The sequence below is a fragment of the Micromonospora sp. NPDC048868 genome (assembly GCF_043198195.1).
In the GTDB taxonomy this organism is placed as follows: Bacteria; Actinomycetota; Actinomycetes; order Mycobacteriales; family Micromonosporaceae; genus Micromonospora; species Micromonospora reichwaldensis.
Genome location: NZ_JBICUN010000010.1, coordinates 193,851 through 220,523, shown reverse-complemented (window position 1 = coordinate 220,523; position 26,673 = coordinate 193,851). Strand labels below are relative to the sequence as shown.

General features: G+C 71.7%; 24 protein-coding genes and 1 tRNA gene. 14 read left to right on the top strand and 11 right to left on the bottom strand.

Annotated elements, in window-relative coordinates; genetic code table 11:
* Positions 1–19: 19 nt before the first annotated feature.
* The gene (locus ACGFNF_RS18520; protein ID WP_393169249.1) at positions 20–472 is read right to left on the bottom strand and encodes a hypothetical protein; all 453 of its coding nucleotides are present in this window, start codon (positions 470–472) and stop codon (positions 20–22) included.
* 100 nt (positions 473–572) lie between these two features.
* On the bottom strand, positions 573–860 hold the full coding sequence (locus ACGFNF_RS18515; RefSeq protein ID WP_132235361.1) for a hypothetical protein: 288 nt from the start codon (positions 858–860) through the stop codon (positions 573–575).
* Positions 861–1,485: 625 nt separating this feature from the next.
* On the opposite strand from ACGFNF_RS18515, the gene ACGFNF_RS18510 reads away from it, so the two are divergent.
* The 3 genes from ACGFNF_RS18510 to ACGFNF_RS18500 all read left to right on the top strand — a co-directional run bounded on the left by ACGFNF_RS18510 (position 1,486) and on the right by ACGFNF_RS18500 (position 3,166).
* Complete coding sequence (locus tag ACGFNF_RS18510) at positions 1,486–2,367, top strand: helix-turn-helix domain-containing protein (RefSeq protein WP_393169246.1); 882 nt, start codon at positions 1,486–1,488, stop codon at positions 2,365–2,367.
* The gene (locus ACGFNF_RS18505; RefSeq protein ID WP_393169244.1) at positions 2,358–2,558 is read left to right on the top strand and encodes a DUF397 domain-containing protein; all 201 of its coding nucleotides are present in this window, start codon (positions 2,358–2,360) and stop codon (positions 2,556–2,558) included. The genes ACGFNF_RS18510 and ACGFNF_RS18505 overlap by 10 nt, the downstream gene beginning before the upstream one ends.
* A gap of 200 nt (positions 2,559–2,758) precedes the next feature.
* A complete protein-coding gene (locus ACGFNF_RS18500) occupies positions 2,759–3,166 on the top strand; it encodes a hypothetical protein (protein ID WP_311410018.1) in 408 nt (135 codons plus the stop codon).
* On the opposite strand, the gene ACGFNF_RS18495 is transcribed toward ACGFNF_RS18500, so the two are convergent.
* On the bottom strand, positions 3,134–3,733 hold the full coding sequence (locus ACGFNF_RS18495) for a hypothetical protein (protein WP_393169242.1): 600 nt from the start codon (positions 3,731–3,733) through the stop codon (positions 3,134–3,136). The genes ACGFNF_RS18500 and ACGFNF_RS18495 overlap by 33 nt on opposite strands.
* A 218-nt stretch (positions 3,734–3,951) precedes the next feature.
* Here ACGFNF_RS18495 and ACGFNF_RS18490 point away from each other — a divergent pair, with 218 nt between their 5' ends.
* Positions 3,952–5,814 (top strand): S8 family serine peptidase, encoded by a 1,863-nt coding sequence (locus ACGFNF_RS18490; protein WP_393169240.1) that lies wholly within the window; start codon positions 3,952–3,954, stop codon positions 5,812–5,814.
* A gap of 73 nt (positions 5,815–5,887) precedes the next feature.
* Here ACGFNF_RS18490 and ACGFNF_RS18485 read toward each other — a convergent pair whose 3' ends face one another.
* The 3 genes from ACGFNF_RS18485 to ACGFNF_RS18475 all read right to left on the bottom strand — a co-directional run bounded on the left by ACGFNF_RS18485 (position 5,888) and on the right by ACGFNF_RS18475 (position 7,959).
* Positions 5,888–6,694 (bottom strand): WecB/TagA/CpsF family glycosyltransferase, encoded by an 807-nt coding sequence (locus ACGFNF_RS18485; protein ID WP_311410021.1) that lies wholly within the window; start codon positions 6,692–6,694, stop codon positions 5,888–5,890.
* Positions 6,691–7,806: an NAD-dependent epimerase/dehydratase family protein gene (locus ACGFNF_RS18480; RefSeq protein ID WP_207914176.1), complete on the bottom strand. Its 1,116-nt coding sequence runs from the start codon at positions 7,804–7,806 to the stop codon at positions 6,691–6,693. The genes ACGFNF_RS18485 and ACGFNF_RS18480 overlap by 4 nt, the downstream gene beginning before the upstream one ends.
* 67 nt (positions 7,807–7,873) lie before the next feature.
* Positions 7,874–7,959: transfer RNA gene (locus tag ACGFNF_RS18475), tRNA-Leu, on the bottom strand.
* A gap of 226 nt (positions 7,960–8,185) precedes the next feature.
* On the opposite strand from ACGFNF_RS18475, the gene ACGFNF_RS18470 reads away from it, so the two are divergent.
* Genes ACGFNF_RS18470 through ACGFNF_RS18435 form a run of 8 tightly spaced genes read left to right on the top strand, consistent with a single transcriptional unit; the run spans position 8,186 to position 17,972 of the window.
* Positions 8,186–8,974: a DUF3662 and FHA domain-containing protein gene (locus ACGFNF_RS18470; RefSeq protein WP_088996759.1), complete on the top strand. Its 789-nt coding sequence runs from the start codon at positions 8,186–8,188 to the stop codon at positions 8,972–8,974.
* Between the two features lie 6 nt (positions 8,975–8,980).
* Positions 8,981–9,466, top strand: a complete 486-nt coding sequence (locus ACGFNF_RS18465; protein WP_121397334.1) for an FHA domain-containing protein — start codon at positions 8,981–8,983, stop codon at positions 9,464–9,466.
* Positions 9,463–10,905 (top strand): PP2C family serine/threonine-protein phosphatase, encoded by a 1,443-nt coding sequence (locus ACGFNF_RS18460; protein ID WP_357577011.1) that lies wholly within the window; start codon positions 9,463–9,465, stop codon positions 10,903–10,905. The genes ACGFNF_RS18465 and ACGFNF_RS18460 overlap by 4 nt, the downstream gene beginning before the upstream one ends.
* 25 nt (positions 10,906–10,930) lie before the next feature.
* Positions 10,931–12,424 carry an FtsW/RodA/SpoVE family cell cycle protein gene (locus ACGFNF_RS18455; protein ID WP_393169237.1) on the top strand — a complete coding sequence of 498 codons (1,494 nt, stop codon included), beginning with the start codon at positions 10,931–10,933 and terminating at the stop codon, positions 12,422–12,424.
* Positions 12,421–13,926, top strand: coding sequence for a penicillin-binding protein 2 (locus ACGFNF_RS18450; RefSeq protein WP_151455328.1), 1,506 nt, complete (start codon positions 12,421–12,423; stop codon positions 13,924–13,926). The genes ACGFNF_RS18455 and ACGFNF_RS18450 overlap by 4 nt, the downstream gene beginning before the upstream one ends.
* 1 nt (position 13,927) lies before the next feature.
* Positions 13,928–15,346, top strand: coding sequence for a protein kinase (locus ACGFNF_RS18445; RefSeq protein ID WP_393169235.1), 1,419 nt, complete (start codon positions 13,928–13,930; stop codon positions 15,344–15,346).
* Entirely contained in the window at positions 15,343–17,148 is a 1,806-nt protein-coding gene (gene pknB, locus ACGFNF_RS18440) for a Stk1 family PASTA domain-containing Ser/Thr kinase (protein ID WP_393169233.1), read from the top strand. Before ACGFNF_RS18445 ends, pknB begins: the two co-directional genes overlap by 4 nt.
* Positions 17,149–17,156: 8 nt before the next feature.
* Positions 17,157–17,972 (top strand): vancomycin high temperature exclusion protein, encoded by an 816-nt coding sequence (locus ACGFNF_RS18435; RefSeq protein ID WP_393169231.1) that lies wholly within the window; start codon positions 17,157–17,159, stop codon positions 17,970–17,972.
* 815 nt (positions 17,973–18,787) lie between these two features.
* On the opposite strand, the gene ACGFNF_RS18430 is transcribed toward ACGFNF_RS18435, so the two are convergent.
* The 4 genes from ACGFNF_RS18430 to ACGFNF_RS18415 all read right to left on the bottom strand — a co-directional run bounded on the left by ACGFNF_RS18430 (position 18,788) and on the right by ACGFNF_RS18415 (position 22,798).
* Positions 18,788–19,438: an aminodeoxychorismate/anthranilate synthase component II gene (locus tag ACGFNF_RS18430; protein WP_393169229.1), complete on the bottom strand. Its 651-nt coding sequence runs from the start codon at positions 19,436–19,438 to the stop codon at positions 18,788–18,790.
* An 8-nt stretch (positions 19,439–19,446) separates the two neighbouring features.
* Positions 19,447–19,734, bottom strand: a complete 288-nt coding sequence (locus tag ACGFNF_RS18425; RefSeq protein ID WP_151455324.1) for a hypothetical protein — start codon at positions 19,732–19,734, stop codon at positions 19,447–19,449.
* A gap of 2 nt (positions 19,735–19,736) precedes the next feature.
* Positions 19,737–21,287 (bottom strand): class E sortase, encoded by a 1,551-nt coding sequence (locus tag ACGFNF_RS18420; protein ID WP_393169227.1) that lies wholly within the window; start codon positions 21,285–21,287, stop codon positions 19,737–19,739.
* A gap of 704 nt (positions 21,288–21,991) precedes the next feature.
* The gene (locus ACGFNF_RS18415) at positions 21,992–22,798 is read right to left on the bottom strand and encodes a DUF881 domain-containing protein (protein WP_393169225.1); all 807 of its coding nucleotides are present in this window, start codon (positions 22,796–22,798) and stop codon (positions 21,992–21,994) included.
* Positions 22,799–23,025: 227 nt separating this feature from the next.
* Between ACGFNF_RS18415 and ACGFNF_RS18410 the strand changes: the two genes are divergently transcribed.
* Both ACGFNF_RS18410 and ACGFNF_RS18405 read left to right on the top strand, forming a co-directional pair.
* Positions 23,026–23,289, top strand: a complete 264-nt coding sequence (locus ACGFNF_RS18410) for a cell division protein CrgA (RefSeq protein ID WP_151454344.1) — start codon at positions 23,026–23,028, stop codon at positions 23,287–23,289.
* A gap of 407 nt (positions 23,290–23,696) precedes the next feature.
* Positions 23,697–25,916, top strand: coding sequence for a (Fe-S)-binding protein (locus tag ACGFNF_RS18405; RefSeq protein WP_393169223.1), 2,220 nt, complete (start codon positions 23,697–23,699; stop codon positions 25,914–25,916).
* 60 nt (positions 25,917–25,976) lie between these two features.
* Here the strand turns inward: ACGFNF_RS18405 and ACGFNF_RS18400 are convergent, their stop codons facing one another.
* Entirely contained in the window at positions 25,977–26,654 is a 678-nt protein-coding gene (locus tag ACGFNF_RS18400) for a GPP34 family phosphoprotein (protein ID WP_393169221.1), read from the bottom strand.
* Between the last annotated feature and the right edge of the window lie 19 nt (positions 26,655–26,673).

Sequence of the window (26,673 nt, the reverse complement as noted above, 5' to 3'; positions counted from 1 at the left end):
GCCGGCCCGCGCCGCCGCGTCACCACATGCGTCGTCTCGTTCCGACCATGCCGAGCCCGGCCAGCGAGATGGCCAGTCCGAAGATGCCGGACCAGAAGAGGGAACGGTGGACGTCGTCGGGCGCGGGGCGGGCGGCGTGTGCCGCACCGTCCGGGGAGCCCGTGGGAACCCCGGCCCCGGCGGCGGGCCCGGAGTCGCCCGCGGCGCCGAGCGCGTCCGGTTCGTCCGGCCCGGTCAGCGCGTACGGGGGGTCGAGGGCGTCCGGCACGTCGTCGTAGGGCGGGTCCTCGTCCACCACGGTGATCTCCGGTGCCGGGACCGGGGTGGTCAGCCGCGTGGTGGACGAGAGGGCGGGATCGCGGACCACGACCACCAGTGTGGTGGCGGCGCCGATCAGCGCCAGTAGTCCGAAGGCGTAGGCGATACGGGAGCGGTGGTGCCGCCGCGCGGCGGGCTGATTGACCATGGCCATCCCAGGTTCGGGGTCCTGGACGCGCGGGGTGGAAACGTGCCGGGGTGGGCGTACCTCATCCTATGGCGACGGCACGCCCCTCGGCTGCCGATCGCGCAGGTCAGCCCACCCGGACCGGGGTGCGGGCGGCGGGCCGGCGCGGCGCGCGCACGGTGTGCGGACGCGGCTCGGGGGCCGAGCGCAGGTGGCGCAGCCCCTCCCGCTGGACGAAGATCGACCGCCGGCTGACCGCGTCCCCCGATGCGTTCAACTCGTAGCCTTCGAGCCAGATCCAGCCGTCGTAGGTCGGCCAGTCCAGCACCCGGATGACCCGGAACATGATGGGCCTGAGGAACTGGACACTCGCCGCGCGAGTCACGTGCACTACGTCACCGGAGCGGGGAAGCACATGGGCTCCTGGGAAGGGTCGGCCGGCCGACGGGCCGGCGGTGGGGTCGGGGGACGTCGATGGCCCGGTGGCGGGGTCGTGCCTCGTGGACCGGTCTTGCGGGCGGTGGTGGTCGGGCCGTATCCGCTGGTGGCGAACCGCCACCCGACCAACACTCGGCTACTCCGGGTACCGCTCCCGCCGCCGCAGCCAACTGGCGTGCAGCGGCGAGGTCATCAACCCGGGGCAGGTCTGGTTGTCGACTGCCGGGCGCTCCCACCGCCGCGCGTCCCGCGGTCCGTGGGGTCACCACGGCGAGGAAGCGGACGGAGACGGTGAGTAACCCGTGCCATACGGACAGAGTGCATCAGCGACGTGCTTCATGCAAGTTGCACGTCGACTTTTGCCGATACGTGAGCGGCTCGTGCAAAGCTGCGCTTGAAGCCATTCACGTATGCCCGGCACACTGGGAGCGGTTTCGCCCGTCGCGGCCGGCCGATGACCGGCACCACCCCACGCCGCGAACGACGCCCGCCGTACGACGGTCGCGCCCCTGGCGGGTGACGACAGTGGCGCACGGCGAGGCGGAGGTGGACCGGGTGAGGCCTGACAGGCGGTGGTTCCGACCAGCGGGCGGGGTCGTGTCGTGAGCGAGCGGCGCAGCCCCACCATCCGGCGGCGTCGCCTCGGCGCCGAACTGCGCCGGCAGCGGGAGGGGGCCGGCATCACCATCGAGGCGGTCGCCGAGCAGCTGGAGTGCTCGGCGTCGAAGGTCTCGCGGATCGAGACCGGCCACACCACGGCGACGCCACGCGACGTGCGGGACATGCTGCGGATCTACGGCGTGGTGGGTGCCGAGAGCGACGAGCTGGTGCAGATCGCCCGCGAGGCGCGGCAGAAGGGCTGGTGGCACCCCTACAGCACGGTGCTGGTCGGCGCGTACGTCGGGCTGGAGGCGGCGGCCGGTTCGATCCGGGCGTACGAGCAGCAGGTGGTGCCCGGGCTGCTGGAGACCGAGGACTACGCGGGCGCGATGATCCGGGCCGCCCGGCCCGACTTCACTCCCGAACAGGTGCGGCAACGGGTGCGTGTCCGTCTGGGCCGTCAGTCGTTGTTGACGCAGGATGATCCGGTCGATCTGTGGGTGGTGCTCGATGAAGCGGTGGTGAGTCGTCCGGTGGGCGGGGACGAGGTAATGCGTGACCAGCTGAAACACCTGGTCGAGGTGGCGGAACTGCCGAACGTGACGCTCCAGATCCTGCCTTTCGCGGTAGGGGCGCACGCCGGCATGGACGGCACCTTCACGATCCTCAGCTTCCCTGAGCCCGGTGATCCGGATGTCGTGTACGCGGAGAATGCCACGGGTGGGCTCTTCCTGGAGAAGAGTGACGAACTGCAGAAGTACAGCTTCATCTTCGATCACATCCGAGCGGCGGCCATTCGTCCTGAGGAGTCCATCGCACACATCGCGAAACTGGCAGAGGAGCCGATGTGGAAAGGGCGACCAAAAGGTTCCCCGTGGACCTGACGCAGGCGACGTGGTTCAAGAGCTCGAAGAGCGGGCCGAACTGCGACAACTGCGTGGAGGTGGCGTACGTGACGGGGGCGGTCGGTGTGCGGGACTCGAAGGACAAGACGGGCCCGGCCCTGGTCTTCTCCCCGGGTGGCTGGCACGCCTTCGTCGCCGGCGCCAGGGGCGGTGTGTTCGACAAGGGCTGACGGGACCGGAACGTGACGGGATGCCTCCGCCCGGCAGTGGAGCCGGGCGGGGGCATCGTCGTGCCCGCGTCCGGACCGGTCGCGAAGTCGTCCCGCCGTCGGCGTCGCCACATCGGGTCCCGTGTCGTTGTACCCCTCGGCACGGCGGTGGTCGACGAGCCGCCGCCGGGATCGGCAACCGAGCGAGGCAGGCGAGACGGATGACGACGATCGGTTCGGACAACCTCACCAACGGGCCGGGCAAGCCGGAACGGTTCGGGGGCAAGTACCGGGGGGCACGGCGGGACACCGTCCTCACCGAGGTGGTGTCGACCGACACCGAGATGGGTGGCCGGGAGAGCCCGGCCGCGCCGCCGGAGCAGCCCGGTCCGCCGCTCTCCCTGCCCTCGCTGGACCCCAACCCGCTGACCGAGCCGTCGTTCCCGCCCGGCAACTGGTCGGTGGAGCCGCCCGAGTCGCTGGTCGACCATCCGCTGCTGCGCGGGCTGCTGATGGAGCTGCCCCCGAAGGGCAGCGTCCCGCCGCCCGGCTGGCTCGACCGCTGGTTCGAGGCGACCCGGGCGATCCTGGAACTGCTATACGTGCAGGGCCCCGGCCGCTCGCGGTGACGCGGGCCGCACCGGCACGGCCCGCTCCACGAGCCGGCTGTGCCGCAGGGCGTGGCGTACGCCGATGGCGGCGACGCCCAGCACGCCCAGGGTGACCGCCGGCCCGGCCACACCGGGTCCGGAGAGCAGGTCCGGGGCGCTCGCCGCAGCCACCGCGGGCAGGATCACCAGCCCGGTGACCTGCACCGGGAGCCCGATCAGCGGGTGCGCGGCGGAGGCCCGCAGGCCGTGCGGCGCCGGGGTGCCCGGGGCCGACGAGAGCGCGCCCGCGCCCGCCCGCAGCCGGCGTACCCGGCGCACCGTGCAGGCCGCGACCACGAGCGCGGGGGCAACGGCGAGGGTGAGGCCGGCGGCCGCCCGGTCCGCAGGGGTCGCGCCGGCGCTGGAGAGCCCCGCGCCCAGCACGGCGGCCGTCAGGCCCAGGCCGGTCAGCGTCAGGGCGAGCACCCATCCGGTACGCCGGCGCAGGGCCCGGGCGTGGTCCAGCCGGGGCAGCCCGTCCGCGAGCCAGCCGGCGACGAGCCAGACGGCGGCCAGCGACAGCAGCACGGTCAGGTGAATCTCCATGACAGACAGCCTTGCCCGTTTTCGACGACCGTGAATCCGGGCAGGTCCCCGGTTCGTCCCGCAGCCGCCGCCCCTAGGGGGTCATCCCTCCGGTGGTATGGGGAAGTCGACATGTTTGAATTCCCGTTTGCGCCCCCCTACCCTCAGCTTGATCGGCATTCATCGATTCACTCGTCTCGAACAGTTGGACGGTCGGTGCCGGTCGGAGGGAGTAGAAGATGGGTCTTCCACGCAGGTCCGTACTCGTCGGGGTGGCCGCGCTGGCCATGGTGGCCACCGCCACGCCCGCCATGGCCGCCGAACCGGTGGGCACGATCCGCGCCGCTGGCGGCGCCACCGCCGTGGCCGACAGCTACATCGTCGTCTTCAAGGACAGCTCGGTCGCCCGCAGCAGCGTCGGTGACACCGCGCAGCGGCTGGTCGGCCGGCACGGCGGCGCGGTCGCCCGCACCTACGGCGCCGCCCTGCGCGGCTTCGAGGTCCGAGTCGACGCCAGGGCCGCCGCCCGCATCGCCGCGGACCCCGCCGTGGCGTACGTCGAGCAGAACCACACGGTCTCCATCGCCGGCACCCAGACCAACCCGCCCTCCTGGGGCCTGGACCGGATCGACCAGCGCGCCCTGCCGCTGAACAGCTCCTACACGTACCCGAACACGGCGAGCAACGTGCACGCCTACATCATCGACACCGGCATCCGGTTCAGCCACAGCGACTTCGGCGGCCGGGCGGTCTCCGGCTACGACGCCGTCGACGGCGGCTCGGCCGACGACTGCAACGGGCACGGCACGCACGTCGCCGGCACCGTCGGCGGTTCGGCGTACGGCGTCGCCAAGGGCGTCCAGCTCGTCGGCGTACGCGTGCTGAACTGCCAGGGCAGCGGCACGAACGCCGGCGTCATCGGCGGCGTCGACTGGGTGACCGCCAACGCGGTCAAGCCGGCCGTGGCCAACATGAGCCTCGGCGGCGGCGCGAACACCTCGCTCGACACCGCCGTGCGCAACTCCATCAACTCCGGCGTGAGCTACGGCCTCGCGGCCGGCAACGACTCCGGCGGCAACGCCTGCAACACCTCGCCCGCCCGGACCGCCGAGGGCATCACCGTCGGCTCCACGACCAACACCGACGCCCGGTCGTCGTTCTCCAACATCGGCACCTGCCTGGACATCTTCGCGCCCGGCTCGTCGATAACCTCGGCGTGGCACACCAACGACACCGCCACCAACACGATCAGCGGCACCTCGATGGCGACCCCGCACGTGGTCGGCGTCGCGGCCCTGGTGGCCAGCGCCAACCCGACCTGGACGCCGCAGCAGGTCCGCGACTACCTGGTGAACAACGCCACCAGCAACGTGGTGACCAACCCGGGCACCGGTTCGCCGAACAAGCTGCTCTACGTCGTCAACGGCGACACCCCGCCGCCGACCAACGACTTCTCCGTCTCGGTCTCGCCGACGGCCGGCTCGACCGCGCCGGGTGGCTCGGTGACCGCCACGGTCGCCACCGCCACGACCAACGGCTCCGCCCAGTCGGTGAGCCTCTCGGCGAGCGGGCTGCCGTCCGGGGCGACCGCCTCGTTCAGCCCGGCCACCGTCACCTCGGGTGGCTCGTCGGCGCTGACCATCAGCACCTCGGCGAGCACGCCGGCCGGCACCTACTCCGTGACCGTGACGGGCACCGCGGCCTCGGGCAGCAGGACCGCCACCTACTCGCTGACGGTCACCGGCACCGGCGGCGGCTGCTCCGGCACCAACGGCACCGACCTCGCGATCCCGGACACGAACGTCGCGGTGAGCAGCTCGATCGTGATCGCCGGCTGCGCCCGGAACGCCTCGTCGGCCTCCACCGTCGCGGTGAACATCGTGCACACCTACCGCGGTGACGTCGTCATCGACCTGGTCGCGCCGGACGGCTCGGCCTACCGGCTGAAGAACAGCAGCTTCTTCGACGGCGCGGACAACATCAACGCCACCTACACGGCGAACCTGTCGAGCGAGGCGGCGAACGGCACCTGGCAGCTGCGGGTGCGCGACGTCTACTCGGGCGACACCGGCTACCTGAACACCTGGACCCTCACCCTCTGATTTGAGTGCAGGGAAGGGCCCCTTCCTATCGCCTACGCGATAGGAAGGGGCCCTTCCTTACGTCTTGGCGGCGTCAGACCGAAAAGCTGGCGGGGCGCTCCGTGGCCGGGGCCGGCGGCTTCGCCTTCCACAGCCCCGTCTTCTGGCCGGCGAGCCGGGTCAGGTAGGCCGGGTTGAGGATCACGTAGCGCTTCCAGAGCCGCTTGGGCTCCAGACCGAGACGCCAGAACCACTCCAGGCCCGCCCGCTGCATCCACGGCGGGGGCTGGCGCAGCAGGCCGGCGTGGTAGTCGAAGGCCGCCCCGACCGCCATCAGCGGCATGTCCAGCAGCGGCCGCATGGCGTACGTGAATACCTCCTGGCGCGGGCAGCCCAGCCCGACCAGCACGAGCCGGGCCCCGCTGGACCGGATCCGGTCGGCGATCTCCACGTCCTCGCCCGGCTGCACCGCCCGGAACTTGGACGGCTCCACCCCGGCGATCTTCAGCGCCGGGAACATCCGCTCCAGCGCCGGGATCAGCCTGGCCAGGGTCTCCTCGGTCGACCCGTAGAGGTAGACCGGCAGCCCCTCGTCGGCGAAGCGGGCGAGCACGTGCAGGGTCAGGTTCGGGCCGTAGACCCGGTCGGTCAGCCCCGCGCCGTGCAGCAGGTTGAGCGCCCAGCGCACCGGCTGGCCGTCGGGGGTGACCACGTCGAAGGAGTTCAGCCGGGCGTTGTGTGCCGGGTCGAGCACCCCGGTCATCACGCCGTGCACGGCCAGTGCCGTCAGCGCCAGCGGCCGGCGTTCCTGCGCGGCGGCCACCACCTGCTCGGTCGCCTCGGCGTAGTCGGTGGCGTCGACCAGGACCCCGAGGACGTTCCGCTTGCCTCTGCCGGTCATGCGCCCGGCACCCACTTGTCCACGTTGGCCTCGTAGATCTCGCGCATGATCATGGGCACGTCGTAGACCTGCTTCCACTCGGGGTAGTCGGCCTGGAAGGCCTCGTTCGAGCCGATCCACCACTTGTGGTCGCCGATCCGGTTGGCCTCGACGTACTCGGTGACCATCTCCTGGCCGGTGATCTGCTCGGCGAGCGCGAACGCCTCGCGGTTGGAGGTGTTCGAGTGCCGGCCGCCGCCGAGGTTGTAGACCGCCGCCGAGCGCGGGTTGCGGAAGAACGCCTCGAAGGCGCTGACCACGTCCGAGCTGTGGATGGCGTCGCGGACCTGCTTGCCCTGGTAGCCGAAGATCTTGTAGGTGCGGCGCTCCATGTTGGCGCGCATCACGTAGCCGAGGAAGCCGTGCAGCTCCGTCGCGGAGTGCGCCGGGCCGGTCAGCGTCCCGCCCCGGAAGCAGGCCGTCCGCATGTCGAAGTAGCGGCCGTACTCCTGCACCATGACGTCGGCCGCCACCTTGGAGGCGCCGAAGATCGAGTGCAGGCAGGCGTCGATGGACATGTCCTCGCGGATGCCCTGCTCGTACGGGTGCCCGGGCTCGATCTCCCAGCGGGTCTCCAGCTCGACCAGGGGCAGGCTGTTCGGCCGGTCCCCGTAGACCTTGTTCGTGGAGCAGTGGATGAGCGGCGCCTCGACGCAGTGCTCCCGCACGTTCTGCAGGACGTTGAGCGTGCCGGCGGCGTTCACGTCGAAGTCGGTGAACGGGTCGCGCACCGCCCAGTCGTGCGACGGCTGGGCGGCGGTGTGGATCACCACGGCGACGTCGGTGCCGTACCGCTTGAACAGCTTGGCCAGCGCGGCCCGGTCGCGGATGTCGATGCTGTGGTGCGAGTACGCGGACCCCAGCTCGTCGGTCAGCCGGCGGACGTTCCACGCGGTGGACGCCTCCGCGCCGAAGAACTCCTGCCGCATGTCGTTGTCGATGCCGACGACCTCGAGACCGAGGCCGGCGAAGTGCCGGACCGCCTCGGAGCCGATAAGACCGCCCGACCCGGTCACGAACGCGACACTCACACGCCACTCCTGGTCCATCGGAGGCAGAAACCATCGGAGCATAGCGTGACGTACGGCACGCCCCGATACGGCGCGAGGGCCCCGCATCGCTGCGGAGCCCTCGCGTATTTGGTGGGGAAGGGGGGAGTTGAACCCCCACGCCCTTTCGGGCACACGGACCTGAACCGTGCGCGTCTGCCATTCCGCCACTTCCCCGTGGCTTGACCTCGAACACTGTAGTCTGTGCCGGACCTGCTGTCTCCAGCGGGCCCCGGACATTCTAGCCGGTCCGTGGTCGTTGCGACGATCGGTTACCGTCCGAGGAGCGGTTACCGTTCGTGGCGGACGAAAGAGTAGCACGGCATTATCGGCCCGTCCGAACGGGCCGCCGTCAGACGGCCGAGCGGCGTGTGAGCTGCGCGCGCGCCGGCCGGATACCATCATGTCCTCGGGACCCGAGGAGGAGCCGGTGAGCGTGCTGCAACGCTTCGAGAAGCGTCTGGAAGGCCTGGTCGAGGGGGCCTTCGCCAAGGTCTTCAAAGGGGTGGTCCACCCCGTGGAGATCCTCAACGCCATGCAGCGGGAGGCCGAGGCGCACAAGGCGATCCTGGCCGGTGGGCGCACGTTGGTGCCCAACCGCTACGTGATCGATCTCTCGCCCTACGACCACAGTCGTCTGGCGCCGTACGCCGCCGCGCTGGCCCAGGAGCTGGCCCAGTCGCAGGCGGAGTTCATCGGCGAGCAGGCCTGGACGGTCTACGGCGACGTGATCGTCGAGATCGAACGCGGCGAGGGGCTGGACACCGGGATGTTCCGGGTCACCGCCGAGGTCTACACCGGCGGCGAGGTCGCCCCGGTCTCGGCGCCCGGCTACGACGCGGGCCCGCCCGCCTACCCGGCCTACGACCAGGGCGGCGGCTACGGTCCTCCGCCCGGCCACGGCGGCGGCCGCAACGTGCGGCTGGTCTCCGGCGACGGGCGCACCTACCCCCTCCAGATGGGCTCGACCGTGATCGGCCGCGGCGACCAGGCCAACCTGCGCCTGCCCGACGTCGGGATCTCGCGGCGACACGCCCGGCTGGACTTCGACGGTGGTCAGGTCGTGCTGACGGACCTGGGGTCGACCAACGGCACCATGGTCAACGGCCAGCGGGTGTCCGCCGTCGCGCTCAATCCCGGCGACATGATCCAGCTCGGCACCACGACGCTGACCTTCCGCGTGGACGGCTGACCCGCCTTGCCGGAGCTCGTCATCACCGTCGCCCGGTTCGGGTTCCTCATCCTGCTGTGGATCTTCGTGTTCACGGTGGTCGGCGTGATCCGCCGGGACCTGTTCGCGGGCGCCAGGTCGGGCCGGCTGGTGGCCGCCCCCCGGGCCGTCGGCGCCTCGCTCGGGCAGGCGGCGAAACCGACGAAGGCGAAGCGGGGCAGGGCGGCCCACCAGCTCGTGGTAACCGCCGGTCAACTTGCCGGGACCCGGATCACCCTCGGCGAAGCGCAGATCACCATCGGCCGGGCGGAGGATTCCACCCTCGTCATCACCGACGACTACGCCTCGGCGCGGCACGCCCGTCTGGTGCCACGCGACGGCCAGTGGTTCGTCGAGGACCTCGGCTCGACTAACGGCACGTACCTGGATCGCGCTAAGGTCACCGGACCAACCCCCGTCCCCCTCGGCGTGCCGATCCGGATCGGCCGCACTTCTCTCGAATTACGGCCATGACTCTGACCCTGCGCTATGCGGCCCACAGCGACCGCGGTCTGATCCGAGACGGTAACCAGGATTCCGTCTACGCCGGGCCGCGGCTTCTCGCCGTCGCCGACGGCATGGGCGGCATGGCCGCCGGTGACGTCGCCAGCAACATCGTCATCGGTGCCATGGCGCCGCTCGACGAGGACGTCCCAGGTGACGCCCTCGTCGACGCGTTGCGTTCGGCCGTGGGCACCGCCAACCAGCAGCTCCGCGACACCGTGGACGCCAACCCCCAGCTGGAGGGGATGGGCACCACGCTCACCGCGACCCTCTTCTCCGGCAGCAAGCTGGGCATGGTCCACATCGGTGACTCGCGGGCCTATCTCCTGCGCAACGGTGAGTTCGCGCAGATCACCAAGGACGACACGTACGTCCAGATGCTCGTCGACGAGGGCCGGATCAGCGCCGAGGAGGCGAGCAGCCACCCCCAGCGTTCGCTGCTCACCCGGGCGCTCGACGGCCGCGACATCGACCCGGAATACAGCGTCCGTCAGGTGCTCCCCGGCGACCGCTACCTGATCTGCAGCGACGGCCTCTCGGGTGTGGTCAGCGCCGACACCATCGGCGAGACGATGCGCGAGTACACCGACCCGCAGCAGTGCGTCGAGCGGCTGGTGCAGCTCGCCCTGCGCGGCGGCGGCCCGGACAACATCACGGTGATCATCGCCGACGCCACCGACCAGGACATCGTCGAGGCGAGCCCGATCGTGGGCGGCGCCGCCGCCCGGGACCGGGGCATGGCGACCTCCGCCGACGTGTCCACGCCGGCCGCCCGCGCATCCGCCCTCTCCGCGCCGCGCCCGCCCGTTCCCGAGGAACCGACGGCCGGTGCCGACGACGAGTCGGAGCGCCCGAGGCGTCGGCCGGTGCGGGCCGCCGCGATCTCGGTGGCGTTGCTGGTCCTCGTCGGCGGCGCGGTCTTCGGCGGCTGGAGCTACACCCAGCGGCAGTACTACGTCGGCGCGACCGAGAACGGCCAGGTCGCGGTGTTCCGGGGCATCCAGGGCGAGATCGCCGGGATGAACCTGTCGACCGTGCACTCCAAGAGCCCGGCGGACCTGGAGGACCTGACGCTGGCCGCCCAGGAGCAGGTCAAGCAGGGCATCCCGGCCAAAAGCGAGCCCGACGCCGAGCGTCGACTGGCCGAGCTGACCAGTGACGACCCGATGAACCCGAACCTGAAGCCCATCTGCCCGCCGAGCCCGAGTCCGAGCGCCGCGGCCGTCACCACCGTCCCGACGCCGACCTCCGTCCCGGTGTCGCCCGCTCCGACCGTCAGCGCGAGTGCGAGCGCCCCGGTCAGCGGCCGGCCGAGCATGCCGGCCGCGCCGACCACCACGCCCGACGCCCCGCCCTCCGACACCGACTCGCCGGCGCTCGACCCCGCCGCGTGCCGGTCGCCGGAGTAGGCGCGGCTCGATCCGAGGACGTTCCGTGACCGCAGCGGCCATTCCGGCATCCTCGCCCGCCACCACGGGCGAGCAGCCCGGCGTACGCCTGGCCCGGTCCCGGCGCAACGCCGAGCTGTCGTTGCTGCTGGTCGCCATGGTGCTGGTGGCCGCGTACGGGGCGATGGTCGAGGCGAAGGTGCTCGACACCGTCACGGCCGACTTCTGGATGCCGGCCGCCGCGCTCACCGCCGTGTTCCTCGGCCTGCACCTGGTGATCCGGTTCCTGGCGCCCTTCGCCGACCCGGCCCTGCTGCCGGCGGTCGCCCTGCTCAACGGGATCGGGGTGGGCTTCCTGCGCCGGATCGACCTGGGTAAGGCGGCACCGGCCGAGCGGGAGGACCTGGCCATCTTCGCCGGCACGGGCGGCCGGCAGCTCGCCTGGACGCTCGTCTCGGTCATCCTCGCCGCCGGGTTGCTCACCATCATGCGGGACCACCGCTCGGTGTCGCGCTACGCGTACACGCTGGGGCTGGCCGGCATCGTGCTGGTGATGATCCCGGCGGTGCTGCCCAGCCGGTTCTCCGAGATCAACGGCGCGAAGCTGTGGATCAAGTTCGGCGACAGCTTCTCCATCCAGCCGGGCGAGTTCGCGAAGCTGGCCCTGCTGGTCTTCTTCGCCTACTACCTGGTGCGCAAGCGCGAGGTGCTGTCGCTGGCGAGCCGCCGGTTCCTCGGCATCGACTTCCCGCGCGGGCGGGACCTCGGCCCGGTGGTCGCGGTCTGGCTGGTCAGCGTCCTGGTCCTCGTCTTCGAGAAGGACCTGGGCACCTCGCTGCTCTACTTCGGCATGTTCGTGGTGACGCTCTACATCGCCACGGAGCGGGTCAGTTGGCTGCTCATCGGTCTGGTGCTGTTCTTCGGCGGCGTCTACCTGGCGTACGTGCTCGGCGACGTGGTCGGCGGGCCGTTCGCCAACTTCTACCTGCGGGCGCAGATCTGGCTGGACCCGTTCGCCGACCCGTACAACGACGGCTACCAGCTCGTGCAGGGCCTGCTCGCGCTCGGCACGGGCGGCCTGTTCGGCGCGGGTCCCGGTGGTGGCCAGCCCGGCCTGCTGCCCGAGGTGCAGAACGACTTCATCTTCGCGGGCATCGGCGAGGAGATCGGCCTCTTCGGGCTCTCCGCCCTGCTCGTGGTCTACCTGCTGATCGTCGAGCGGGGGCTGCGCGCGGCGCTGGCGGTCCGGGACTCGTTCGGCAAGCTGCTGGCCGGCGGCCTGGCCTTCACCCTCGGGCTCCAGGTCTTCGTGATCGTCGGCGGGATCAGCAAGCTCATCCCGTTGACCGGTCAGACCACCCCGTTCCTCTCCGCCGGCGGTTCCTCGCTGATGGCGAACTGGCTGCTCATCGCGGCCCTGCTCCGGATCTCCGACGGTGCCCGCCGCCCCGTCGCCGGCGCTGGCGGCAAGGCGGCCCGACCGTCCGGCGGTCCGCCGGAGCAGCTGCACGGTGCCCCCACGGAGGTGATCAGGCCGTGAACGCACCCCTGCGCCGCGTCGGCGTCGTCGTCATGGTCCTCTTCGGCCTGCTCTTCGCGAACCTGAACTGGATCCAGGCCTACAAGGCCGACGAGTACCGCACCAGCGACTACAACGGTCGGGTCCAGGTCGCCGAGTACGAGCGCAAGCGCGGCAACATCGAGGCCGGCGGCACCGCCTTCGCGCTCAGCAAGGAGACCGACGGCGAGCTGAAGTTCCAGCGCAGCTACCCCGGCGGGGCGAGGTACGCCCACATCCTCGGCTACAAGCCGGTCAATCTCGCCGAGACCGGCATCGAGAAGTTCGAGAACGACTTCCTGGCCGGCACCAGCGACGCGCTGATCGCCAACCGGGTCAAGGACATGTTCACCGGTGACCAGTCCGGCGGCGGCAACGTCCTGCTGACGGTCTCCAAGGGCGCCCAGAACACCGCGTTCGAGCAGTTGCGGAACAACCGGGTCGACGCCGCCAAGGGCGCGGCGATCGCCGTCGACCCGCGTACGGGGGCGGTGCAGGCGCTGGTCTCGATGCCCAGCTTCGACCCGAACCCGCTGGTCAGCCACAGCACCAACGAGGCCACGGCCGCGTACAACAAGCTGGAGCAGGACCCGGCGGGTCCGCTGAAGAACCGCGCCCTCGGCGAGGTACTGCCCCCGGGCTCCACCTTCAAGATCGTGGTGGCCGCGGCGGCGCTGGAGAGCGGCGTGGGTCAGCAGACGAGGATCCCGGCCGGGGCCAGCTGGACCCCGCCGACCTCGGGCACGCCGATCCGCAACGCGGCCCCGTCGATCTGCCCTGAGGACGAGGTCACCCTGATCAACGCGGTGACCGAGTCGTGCAACACGGGCTTCGCGCAGATGGGCGTCCGGCTCGGCGCCGACAAGATCAAGGAGAAGGCCCGGCAGTTCGGCTTCGAGCAGGAGGACCTCACCGTCGGCCACCTCAACGAGGCCGGCCACCCGGTGGCGGCGAGCCGGACCGGCAGCATGGAGAACGCCGACGGCGGGGCCGACCCGGCCGCGCTGGCCCAGTCCTCCATCGGGCAGCGCGACGTGCGGATGACCCCGCTCCAGGGCGCCCTGATCGCCGCGTCCGTCGCCAACGGCGGCAGCCAGATGCGGCCGTACCTGGTCCGCCAGCTGCTCGCCCCGGACCGCACCACCAGCTACTACACCGCGAAGCCCAGGGAGTTGCGGCAGCCGGTCAGCGGTCAGGTCGCCAAGGACCTGCGGGACATGATGGTCAGCGTGGTCGAGAACGGCTCCGGCACGAACGCGCAGCTCAGGGGCTACACGGTCGGCGGCAAGACCGGCACCGCCCAGTCGGCGCCCGATCGACCCGACCACGGCTGGTTCATCGGCTTCGCCCTGGACAAGAACGGCACGCCGGTCTCGGCGGTCTGCGTGATGCTGGAGCAGGCCGGCCCCGGCGGCAGCGCCGAGGCGGCCCGGATCGCCGGGCAGATCATGCGCGCCGCCATCGCCGACCCGGGGGGCCGCTGACATGCTGAGCCCCGGGGTGCAGCTCGGCAACCGTTACCGCCTGGACGAGCGGATCGCCAGCGGTGGCATGGGCGACGTCTGGCGCGGCACCGACCAGGTGCTCGGTCGTACGGTCGCCGTCAAGAGCCTGCTCCCCGCGCTGCTTGACGACCCCGACTTCGCCGAGCGCTTCCGGGGCGAGGCCCGCACCATGGCCACGATCAACCACCCCGGCGTGGTCGACGTCTACGACTTCGGCAACGACCAGCAGATCGCCTTCCTGGTCATGGAGTACGTCGAGGGCGACGCCCTGTCGGCCACCCTGGCCCGGGTCGGCCGGCTCACCCCGGCCCGCACGATGGCGCTCGTCGCCCAGGCGGCCGACGCGCTGCACGCGGCGCACGTGAAGGGCATCGTGCACCGGGACGTGAAGCCCGGAAACCTGCTGGTCCGGCCCAACGGCACCCTGGTGCTCACCGACTTCGGCATCGCCCGGTCGGAGCTGGTCGCCCAGCTCACCGCAGCCGGTTCGGTGCTCGGCACCGCCTCGTACATCTCCCCGGAGCAGGCCACCGGCGGGGTCGCCACGCCCGCGTCCGACGTCTACGCGCTCGGCGTGGTGGCCTACCAGTGCCTCGCTGGCCGACGCCCCTTCGAGGGCGACAATCCCCTCGACATCGCCATGCGGCACGTGCGGGAGACGCCCCGTCCGCTGCCGGCGGACATTCCGCCGCAGGTCCGGGCGGTGGTCGAGCGGGCCCTGGCGAAGGACCCGGCGGCACGCTGGCCGAGCGCCGCCACGCTGGCCGGGGTCGCCCGTCAGCTCAAGGCCCAGCTCTCCCAGCAGGCCCGGGCGGCAGGTCAGCCCATCTCCGCCGCCCCGGCGTCGCCGGCCGGCCCGCCCGGCCGTGCCCAGGTGCCGCCGCCGCGTCCGCCGGTGTCGCCGCCGCATCGGCAGCCGAACGTCGCCGCGCAGCCGCCGCGTCCGCCCATGGCGGCGCACCGGCCCCCCGTGGCGAACACCCGGCCGGCCGCCGCGCCGCACCGTCCCACCTCGGTCGCGCCCGCCGCGCCCGTCCAGCACCCGCAGATGGCGCCGACGGGCTATCCGCGCGGCGCGGCGCCGGTGCCGCAGGCCCGGCCGATGCCGTACGCGGGACACGCCGTCCCGCCGGCGCACCAGCCGGGTGGGCAGCGGTCCCGGCCCGGGATGGTGTTCCTCGCCATCATCGTGGCCGTGCTGGTCCTCGTCTGCTCCGGCGTGATTTCCTACCACCTGCGGGAAGGCACGAATTCGAGCGCGGGCACTCCGCCGACGGTGACGTCCGGCGCGCTGTGGCCCGACGGACGCGACGATCCGACCGGAACGTCGTACCGTCGACAGGAACTGCCCCGGTCGGGCAGCGACGAGACGACGAGCGAAGGACGACAGACGCGATGACAGCGCAGGCCCGCCTGCTCGGTGGCAGGTACCAGGTCGGCGAGCTGCTCGGCTACGGCGGCATGGCCGAGGTGCACCGCGGTCGTGATCTCCGGCTCGGTCGGGACGTCGCGATCAAGATGCTCCGGACCGACCTCGCCCGGGACGCGACCTTCCAGATGCGGTTCCGCCGGGAGGCGCAGAACGCGGCGTCCCTCAACCACCCGGCGATCGTCGCCGTCTACGACACCGGCGAGGAGACCGCGCCGACCGGCGAGACGCTGCCGTTCATCGTGATGGAGTTCGTCAACGGGCGGACCCTCAAGGAGGTGCTGGGCGTCGAGGGGCGGCTCCAGCCGCGCCGGGCGCTGGAGATCTGCGCCGACATGTGCGCGGCCCTGGAGTTCAGCCACCGGCACGGCATCATCCACCGCGACATCAAGCCCGGCAACGTGATGCTCACCCAGACCGGCCAGGTCAAGGTGATGGACTTCGGCATCGCGCGGGCGCTGGCCAGCGGCGCCACCACCATGACCCAGACGAGCGCGGTCATCGGTACGGCGCAGTACCTCTCGCCGGAGCAGGCCCGCGGCGAGGCGGTCGACGCCCGCTCCGACGTCTACGCTGGCGGCTGCGTCCTCTTCGAGTTGGTCTGCGGGCATCCCCCGTTCGTCGGCGACAGCCCGGTCAGTGTGGCGTACCAGCACGTGCGGGAGACGCCCCCGACCCCGAGCGACATCAACCCGGACGTGAACCCCGCGGTCGACGCGATCGTGCTCAAGGCGCTGTCGAAGAACCCCCTCAACCGCTACCAGAGCGCCGGCGAGATGCGGGCCGACCTGCTCCGCGCGGCCGCCGGCCGCCCGGTGATGGCGACCCCGGTGCTGCCGCAGGAGGAGACGACGCAGCTCGCTCCGGCCGCCGCCGGCTACGCGGGCGCCCCCGGCGCCCCGCAGACCCGGCAGATGCCGGCCCGGGTCGGCGACCCGCGCCGTCGGAAGGCGTCCTCCTGGCTGATCGCGACGTTCGCGGCGGTGGGCGTCCTCGCGGTGATCGCCCTCGCCGCCGCCCTGCTGAGCCAGCGAGACGGCGACGACCTGGCCACGGTCCCCACGGTGACCGGCCTGACCCAGCAGGAGGCGTTCGCCCGGATCGAGCAGGCCAACCTGGTGCCCAAGGAGGGCGACCAGGTCTTCGGCACCTGCCAGAAGGGCCAGGTCGTCGACCAGGACCCGCCTGCCAACTCATCCCTGGAGGCGAACCGCGATGTCGTCGTCCGGGTCTGCGGCGGCGTGGAGATGAAGGCCATCCCGACGGACCTCGTCGGTTCCACCTACGAGGGCGCGAAGAACCGGCTGGAGGCGGCCGGCTTCAAGGTGGACAAGAAGGAGAAGGACAACGCCGAGAAGGAGGGCATCGTCCTCGAGGTGTCGCCCGAGGAGGGCAAGCAGGTCGCCGCGAAGAGCACGGTCACCCTCACCGTCTCCAGGGGCAACGTCGGCAAGGTGCCCAACGTGGTCGGCTCCAGCGAGGACGACGCCGAGGAGGAGCTGGACGAGGCGGGCTACCGGGTCGACGTCAAGCGGGGCCGCGAGGTGCCGCCGGAGGAGGCCGGCCAGGTCACTAAGCAGGACCCGCCGGCGGGGAGCAACCTCGCCAGGGGCAAGACCGTGACGATCGTGGTCACCGTGCCGCAGGCCGAGCCGACGCCCACCGACTCCGCGAGCCCGACGCCCAGCGCCACGCCGACCACCCCCGGTGACGGCGGCGGCGGGGGCTTCCCGCTGCCGACCACCCCGCCGATCCGCCTGCCCGAGCGCTGACCCCGCTCGTGAGCGCGGGGGACCCTGCTGGGCGGCGCCCTGCGGACGCCGCCGGGCAGGGCCCTGTCGAGGCCGCCGGGCAGCAGCCCTCCGATGCCGCCGGGCAGCGGCCTCCGCCGGTCGACGACGGGCGGCCGGCGACCGGTGCGGCGGACCGTTCGAGCCGGTGGCGGCGACGCCTGATCCGCGCGGCGGTCCTGGGCCTGGCGGCGCTGCTCCTGGCCAGCCTCCCCTGGCTCTGGACGACGACCGCCGCCCGCGGCCACCTGTACGGCGAGGCCGACGCGCCCGCCGCCGACGTCGTGATCGTCCTGGGTACGGCGGTGGCGGCGGACCGCCGTCAGCCGGGCGACCGCCTCGCCGGCCGCCTGCAGACCGCCGCCGCGCTCGTGAAGAGTGGGCGGGCCCGGGTGGTCCTCGTGTCGGGCGACGGGGGCGGCACGTCCGGCGACGAGCCGGCGGCGATGACCGCCCACCTGACCGAGCGGCTCGGCGTCGATCCTCGTCGCGTCGTGGCCGACCCGTTCGGCCTGGACACCTACGACACCTGCGCCCGGGCACGCGACGTGTACGGCGTCGAGCGGGCCCTGATCGTGACCCAGTCCTACCACCTGTCCCGCGCGGTGACGCTGTGCCGGCACCTCGGCCTCGACGTCGACGGGGTGACCGCCCGCTGTGCCGGCTGCGGACCCGTCCTGCTCGTCGGCAAGGCCGTCCGCGACTACTTCGCCAGCGGCAAGGCGGCCTGGGACGCGGTCCGGGGCAGACCGCCCGCGGTCAGCTCACCCGCCGACCCGATGGTCCGGGAAGCACTCAAGGACTGATCCTCCACAACCGTGGTTCTCAGAGCAGCCTAAATTGGATCATGCAGCACCGACGCTTCCCGCGACGAGATTGCTTCGATGATTAGCCCGGATGGTCAGTGGATCAATCGATGCTCGACATGGCTTGTGTGGTGACAATAAGTCGTCGTATGATCGAGGCCAAGCGTTCGGGTGTCGTTTTAGTAATCAACTCACCTGGATGCATCTAACGGCAGCATGAAAGGTGTAAGATGCGGTTCAAGGCGAGGGTGGCGGCTTTTTCTATGGCGGCAATTACGGGCGCTGTGTCGGCGATTAGCGCGCCCTCGCCCGCGCAGGCAGCGCTATGTCAGGCTACCGCCCTAGTTTATAAGTACTATACCGGTCCGGTCACGGTTGGGACTTGGACGAGGTCGTGCAGCGGTACTTACAGTATAAACTCCCGAGCATTTACTCTCGATCCAGGACCCTGGTCGGGCAGAATTACTTTTGCTGACGGCTGGTCGCAGCAATTTTGCGACTACCAGGCGTGGAGCTTCAGCGAGACTCTTCTCCCAAATGCCACGCAGATCTACATGAGCCCTACCAAGATGAGCGGATGTTGATAATTGGGTTGCCGCTGTAGCGGAAACCTTTCTATTATTGGCGATCAATGGCGAAGGTTTGTGTTAACCAAACCTTCGCCATTGCTAATCATCGTTGCGCCCGGTCCGCTGTCTGTAGCGCTTACAACGGCATGAGGGTGTGGTTGGCGGGCGTCGCCCTCGCGATTGATCATGGCCTATTGTCCGGGGCTGCGGTGTTGGCTGCCCCGAACATCAGTTGAAGTAGAGGGCTCAGGCGGTGGCGAAGGCGGCGCGGCGGCGCGCGTCCACCTCGGCGGCCAGCGCCGGGGCCCGCTCCAGCGCCTCCGGGTGACCGCAGGCGGCGAGCCAGTTCGCCAGCATCAGGTGACCGCCCTCGGTCAGCACCGACTCCGGGTGGAACTGGACGCCCTCGATCGGCAGCGTACGGTGGCGCATCGCCATCACCACCCCGGAACCCGTCCAGCCGGTGACCTCCAGCTCCTCGGGCAGCGTCTCGGGCAGCACGGCGAGCGAGTGGTAACGGGTTGCGGTGAACGGGTCCGGCAGGCCGGCGAGCACCCCGACGCCGTGGTGGCGCACCTCGGAGGTCTTGCCGTGCAGCAGTTCGGGGGCGCGGGTCACCGTGGCGCCGAAGGCCTCACCGATCGCCTGGTGACCCAGGCAGACGCCGAAGATCGGCAGCTCGCCCGCGTACGCGCGGATGACGTCGAGGCAGATGCCGGCGCGGTCGGGGCTGCCGGGGCCGGGCGAGAGCAGGACGCCGGCCGCGCCGACTTTGCCCACCTCGGCGACCTCGATCTCGTCGTTGCGCCGGACGTCGCAGTCCACGCCGAGCTGGCCCAGGTACTGCACGATGTTGAAGACGAACGAGTCGTAGTTGTCGATCACCAGGACACGCATTCGGGGGCTCACTCGTCCGGGGAGGCAGGCGGGGTGTTGTTCTGGTCGGTGTCGTACGGCAACTCGTGCTCGTCGCCGGGCGGGGCGTCGCCGCTCTCCCCGCCGCCCGGCACCGAGTCGCCGCCGGGATCGCCGGCGTCCTGGGTGACCTGCACGTCGTCGAAGGGCAGCAGGGGCTCGGCCCACGGGAACACCACGTACCAGAGCAGGGCCACCATCGCGCTGGTGATCAGCAGGCTGCCGACGAGCTTGCCGGGCAACCCGAAGGGCAGCTTGCGCCAGATCCAGCCGTACACCGTCAGGCCCCCAGTTCCGCCGGGCGCCCCGCCGACTTCGGCTGGCTGCGCGCCAGCTCGGCGTGGATGATCAGGCGTTGGTAGTTGTCGAACTTCGGGTTGCAGGTGGTCAGGGTGAGCATCGACCTGGTCGGCTTCTGCCCGGGCTTGCCCGGCACGGGCGCCACGACCTCGACCTGGGTGGGCTTGACGATCCGACTCTGGGTCACCTTGTAGACGTGCCAGTCGGTCTTGCCCTCCACCACGATGGCGTCCCCGTCGTTCAGCTCGTCGAGCCGCCAGAAGGTGGCCCGGTTGCGGTGCCCGGCGACGGAGAAGTTGCCGACCTGGCCCGGCAGGGCGCTGGAGGGGTAGTGGCCCGGCGCGTACCGGATGTCCTTCTGGGTGACGCCCTCGACGACGACCCAGTTCTTGTCGAGCTTGGGGATGTAGAGCCCGGCGATGGGCTTGCCCTGCACGGGCGGCTTCGGCTTGGTGGACGCGCTGGCCGACGGCGCCACAGTCGGGTCGCCCTCGGGGCCCCACGCCTGCGCCAGTTGCTGGCTGAGGTCGTTCTGGTGGGCGTCGACGATCGCCGACTTGCCCCACACCTCGTAGCCGGCGAAGAGCAGCACCACCAGGCCGAAGGTGATCAGCAGTTCGCCGCTGACCCGGATGCCGGTACGCAGCCGGGAGCCCAGCGACGGCCGGGTGAGCTCCGAGTAGACGCTCTTGTAGCCCTCACCGGTCTGCTCCGGGCGGAGCTGGACCACCCGCTCACCCCGGCGTGGCCGAGGCTGCTCGGCGGGAGTGTCGGAGCCCTCCGGCTCGTCCGTCTTCGGAGGACGCGGCACCGCGCCCATCAGGGCGGTCGACTCGACGAGCGCGGCCGGGGCGGCCGGCGTACGCCCGGAGACGGCCGGGATCAGGGCGGTGGCCCCAGGATCGACGTCGCGGCCCGGGCCGGCCGGGGAGACCGGGGTCGACGGGCCGTTGGCCGACGCGCCCATCTTCGGGATGAAGGCGGTCGGCGCGTCGCCGGCCGGCCGGCCATCCCTGGCGGCGGCCCGATCGACCGGCGGACGGACGGAGCGCTCGCCGCCGGGACCGGTGGCGCCTGGCAGCCGGAGATCGTCGGACGGCGACGCGGGGTGCGGTGGGGCGGCCGGCCGGACCGGGCCGGCACCGGGCCACGGCGGCGACCCGCCGGCACCCGCCCGGCCGGACGGGCCGGGATCGGCCGGGCTGGCATGGCGGAGGTCGGCGGGCTCCGGCCGACGGTCGGCGGGCTCCGGCCGACCGAAGCCCGCAGGGCCGGGCCGGTCGAAGTCGCCGCCTCCGCGCCGGTCGAAGTCGGCGGGCCGGGAGTGGTCGAGGTCGGCGGGCAGGGAGCGATCGGCTTCGGCGGGCCGCGGCCGACCGAAGCCGGCAGGACCGGGCTGGTCGAAGTCGCCGCCTCCGCGCCGGTCGAAGTCGGCGGGCCGGGAGTGGTCGAGGTCGGCGGGCCGGGAACGATCGGCATCGGCGGGCCGGGAGTGGTCGAGGTCGGCGAGCCGGTCGTAGCGCGAAGGCACTGGGCGGCCGAGATCGCCGGACCCGCGCCGGTCGAAGCCGGACCCATGCTGGTCGAAGCCGGACCCGCGCCGGTCAAATTCGGCGGGCCCAGGGCGGCCGAAGTCCCTGGTCTCCTCGCGGCCGAAGTCGGCAGGACCAGAGCGACCGGGCTCGGCAGGACCAGAGCGACCGGGCTCGGCAGGACCAGAGCGACCGGGCTCGGCAGAGCCAGAGCGACCGGGTTCGACAGGACCAGAGCGACCGGGTCCGGCAGGGCCTCGTCGATCGGAGTCGGCGGAGCCGGGCCGGCCGAAGTTGGCGGGCCAGGGGCGGCCGTGTTCCGCCGGACCGGGACGGCCGGGCTCGGTGGGCCGGGCGGGGCTGCCGGCGGAGCGGGTCTGGTCGGCGTTCGGCGGGAAATGGCCGAAGTTCGCGGGGCGGCCGGGCTCCGGTGCCGGGCGGGTCGGGTCGGGCGCGGCGCGCGACCATCCGGCGGAGGGGCCGGCAGACGTGCGAGCGTCACCGGCGGCCGGGTCGGGCCCGTGGGGCGGACGGGGAGCCGGGGAGCGGGGCGGGAGCGTGGGCTCCGGCCAGGCGCCGGCCGGGGCCGGGCGGGCCGGAGCGGGCCCGGGCCGGTCGACCTTGGGTAGGAAGGCGGTCGGCCCGTCGTCCTGGTCGCGGTGACGGCCGTCGCGGTCCTCGGGCCGGTCGTCCGGTACGCGGTTCACCTGGGCACCGTCGCCGAGCGCAACGTGGTCGAGTCCTCGAACGCCGGCACGGTCACCGAGGAGACGGTCTCCTTGTAACCGAGCTTGTAGTCGTCGACCAGGTCCCTGAACAACCGGACTCCCTGTGAGTCGGCGAGGGCCTGCTGCAGGGCAGCGGGATCGCCGATTGCTACGATCTTGAATGGTGGGGAGTACACCCGCCCGTGCAGCAGCAGGGTGTTACCCACGCAGCGTACCGCGCTGGTCGACAGCACGCGGACGTTCATGATGGACATGGCCTCGGCGCCACCCGCCCAGAGGGCGTTCACCACCGCCTGCACGTCTCCCTGGTGGACGACCAGGTCGTCGTTGGTGGCCCCGGCGGGCAGCGTGCCGTCGTTGCGCCGGGGCGCGTCGTCGAGTTCCACCGTCACCCCGGTGCCGGCGAGCGCGGTGAAACCGGCGTCCGCCCGGCTGGCAGTGGCCCGGTCCTGCTGTTCCTTGATCGGTCCGTCGGAGCTGGCCAGGGCGCTGGTGCGGCCCTCGACCTCGGCGCGCAGGTCGGACGCCCGCCGCTCGCTGGCCGCCACTTCCGCGCGCCGGTCCTCGATCAACTGGTTGAGCTGGGGCCGGCGGTCCTCGCGCAGGGCGGTGCCGCCCGCGGTGGTCGCCGTGGTGGTGAAGAGCAGCCCGGCTGCGGCGGCGATCAGCGGCACCCCGATCGACCAGCCCGGTCGTCGCTGCCGTGGGCGTCGAGGCAGCAGCCCGGCGACCGCCCGCCGGAGCACCTTCTGCCAGGAGGCCGCGCCGGATGTGTACTCCACCGAGCGTTCCTTCCCCGTCGTCTGGTTCAGCCCGCGGAGGCGCGAGCCGCCGCGGCGACCCGAACAGTCCCGCCTATTTCGGTCACTCCGTGCACTGGCCTCGCCCCATTCGTGGATTGGACGGGCCTTCGGGACTACGCTAGCTGTCGAACATTATTGGCCATGGACCGTCGCCCCCGCGCCCGGTTGTCAGGCCGGACGAGGTCGTAACCCCTCTGGAGAGCGTCGTGCCCAAGTCTCAGGTTCGCAAGAAGAAGGTGTACACCCCGCCGACGGACGTCCGTCCGACGGCGACGGCGGCGACGCGCAAGCCTAGCCCGGTGTGGCTCCCGGTCTCGGCGGTCGCCCTCATCGTCTTCGGCATCGGCTGGCTGGTGATCTACTACCTCTCCGAGCAGGAGTACCCGGTCATGTCGTGGGGTTACTGGAACCTCGCGGTGGGCTTCGGCGCGATGGTCGCCTCCCTGATCCTGCTCTCCCGCTGGCGCTGAGCGTCCCGCCCACCCGCTGGCGCTGAGCGTCCTGCTCTCCCGCCGGCGCTGAGCGCCGCACCCCGCCGCCGGACCGGCGGCGGGGTCGTCCGGGCGCGGTCAGCCCTGCCGTCGGCGCCGCCGGCTCCGGGCCGGTGGCGTGGCAATCCATGTCACTCGGTGGAGCCCCTACCCGGCGGTGGGGGTGTCTTCGCCCTAAGGTGTGCGCAGGGCGGCGCGGCCCGGTGCGAGATGACTCACGTTACTCCTGGGTAACCTTGCGCGTAGGCTGCACTGCATGACCGAGCGGAGCGAGGTCATCGACCGGTCCGGTCGAGGGTGCGGCAGCTGTTGCTCGCCGGTCGTGCCCTGACCCGGGCCCCGGTCGCCGAGCCGCTCGACAGGCAGCAGACCGGGAGGCCAACTCGATGGGCAGCGTCCAGATCGGCACCACGATCCTCGCGTTCGCCATCACCGCCGTGGCGGTGTGGCTTGCGGTACGCGCGGTCATGAAGATGGTGGCCGTCATCCGGCTGGGTCAGCCGGACCCGACCCGCTTCGGCGACACGGGCACCCGCGCGAAGACGATGCTGGCCGAGACCGCCGGCCACACCCGCATGCTCCGCTGGAGCGTGGTGGGTGCGGCGCACTGGTTCGTGATGGTCGGCTTCATCGTGCTGTCGCTGCTGGTGCTGGAGGCGTACTTCGAGGTCGTCTCCCCGACCGGCGGGCTGCCGCTGGTGGGCAACTGGGCGATCTACGGGCTGGTCACCGAGTGGCTCGCGATCCTGGGCATCGTCAGCATCCTGGTGCTGATCGCGATCCGGCTCCGCAACCGGCCCACCCGACCAGGCGGCAAGTCCCGGTTCACCGGCTCGACCATGTGGCAGGGCTACTTCGTCGAGGGCATCATCCTCGCCGTACTGATCATGGGCTTCGTCATCCGGGGCTTCAAGGTCGCCACCGACCACTTCGAGTATCCGGTCTGGGCCGCCCCGCTCAGCCACGCCGTCGGCGGGGTGCTGCCGAACTGGGCGGCCGGCGTCAGCGTCGCCGCGCTGATCAAGATCGTCATCTCGATGACCTGGCTCATCGTGATCTCGCTGAACGTCACCATGGGCGTCGCCTGGCACCGCTTCCTGGCCTTCTTCAACATCTTCTTCAAGCGCGACCCGGGCGCCAACGTCTCCGGCCTCGGCGCGCTGCGCCCCATGACGAGCCAGGGCAAGCCGCTGGACTTCGAGGAGGCCGACCCCGAGAAGGACCAGTTCGGGGTCGCCCAGGTCGAGCAGTTCACCTGGAAGGGCCTGCTGGACTTCAGCACCTGCACCGAGTGCGGCCGCTGCCAGTCGCAGTGCCCGGCCTGGAACACCGGCAAGCCGCTGTCGCCGAAGCTGCTGGTGCTCAGCCTGCGCGACCACGCGTACGCGAAGGCGCCGTACCTGCTGGCCGGCGGCGGCAAGGACCTGACCGGCGAGGAGAAGGCCACCGCCGCCCAGCTCGCCCACATGGACGTGCTGGCCCTGGCCGAGGCCGAGAAGCCGCTGATCGGCACCGCCGAGGAAGGCGGCATCATCGACCCGGACGTGCTCTGGTCCTGCACCACCTGCGGCGCCTGCGTCGAGCAGTGCCCGGTCGACATCGAGCACGTCGACCACATCGTCGACATGCGCCGCTACCAGGTGCTCATCGAGTCGAGCTTCCCGTCGGAGGCCGGCGTGATGCTGCGCAACCTGGAGAACAAGGGCAACCCGTGGGGCGCCCCGCAGAACACCCGCGAGGACTGGACCAAGGGCCTGGACTTCGAGGTGCCGCGGGTCGGCGAGGTCGACGACTTCGAGTACCTCTTCTGGGTCGGCTGCGCCGGCGCGTTCGAGGACCGGGCCAAGAAGACGACCCGGGCGGTCGCCACGCTGCTCAACGAGGCGGGCGTGAAGTTCGCCATCCTCGGCGAGGGCGAGACCTGCTCCGGCGACCCGGCCCGCCGCATCGGCAACGAGTTCGTCTTCCAGATGCTCGCCCAGCAGAACGTCGAGACCCTCAACGAGGCGTTCGAGGGCCGGGAGAAGAGCAAGCGGAAGATCGTCGCGACCTGCCCGCACTGCTTCAACACCCTCGGCAACGAGTACGGCCAGCTCGGCGGCGAGTTCGAGGTGGTCCACCACACCCAGCTCCTGGCGCACCTGGTCGCCACCGGCAAGCTCACCCCGGTGCAGCCGGTCGACGGCGGCGTGACCTACCACGACCCCTGCTACCTGGGCCGGCACAACCGGGTCTTCGCCCCGCCGCGTGAGGTGCTCGGCAGCGCCATCGCCGGCGGGGACGGCGCGAGCGGCGACGGCGGCCTCATCGAGATGCCGCGCAACAGCGAGCGCTCCTTCTGCTGCGGCGCCGGCGGCGCCCGGATGTGGATGGAGGAGAAGATCGGCAAGCGGATCAACGTGGACCGGGTCGAGGAGGCCATGTCCACCGGGGCGAAGACGGTCGCCGTCGGCTGCCCGTTCTGCTCGACGATGCTCAACGACGGGGTGAACGGCAAGGGCGCCGGCGAGCAGGTCGAGGTCGTCGACGTGGCCAGCGTGCTGCTCCGCTCCGTCAAGCCCGAGCAGGCGCCGGGCGACACCGAGCGGGCGCCGGTGGCCGGCTGACGCGTACCCCCTGCGACGCCTTAAGGCGGCGGCACCCCCGGGTGCCGCCGCCGTCGTCGTTCAGGAGGCCGTGGTGATGATCGTGGTGGTGACGGCCGTGGTGGTCGCGATCAGGATGACCGCCTGGATCTCCTCGATCGCCTTCCTCGTGGCGGCGGACGCCCAGTCCCCGGCGGCGATCTCGGTCAGCCGGTGCTTGACGTGCTCCTTCGGCAGCTCCGCGAAGAGCTTGCGGTCCAGGCCGACGGCCCGGGCGAGGCCGATGAGCGCGGCCGTCCGCCCGTCCACCGGGCCGTCCGCGGCCACGGCGGCGACCATCCGCTGCCGGGCCTGCGTCTCCACCGCCGGCTCCGCGCCGGTGGTGGACGGATAGCGGGTACGCGGAAAGACCCACAGCACCTTGTCCGAGTCGCGGCGCAGCACGCCGGCGGTGACCAGCCCGTCCAGCACCTGCTCGGGCAGGTCCTTGGCGAGCCGGCTGACCCAGTCCTTCGGCTTGCGCCGCTTCGGCTCGGTGGCGATCCGGGTCAGCGCGTCGTCGAGCTGCCGCTGCCCGACGGGGGTCGGGTCGGTCACCACGAGCCGGTCGTCGGCGATCTCGACCCGACCGGCGAGCGTCAGCTCCAACAGCAGGGCGCCGGCCAGGCCGTAGTCGAGCGTGGGCCGGCCGAGCTGGTTGACGCCCGCGTCGTCGTAGCCGAGCAGGGCGAGTTCGTGGGCGAGCGTGAGCGGGGCCATGCACCCGACGGTAGCCGGG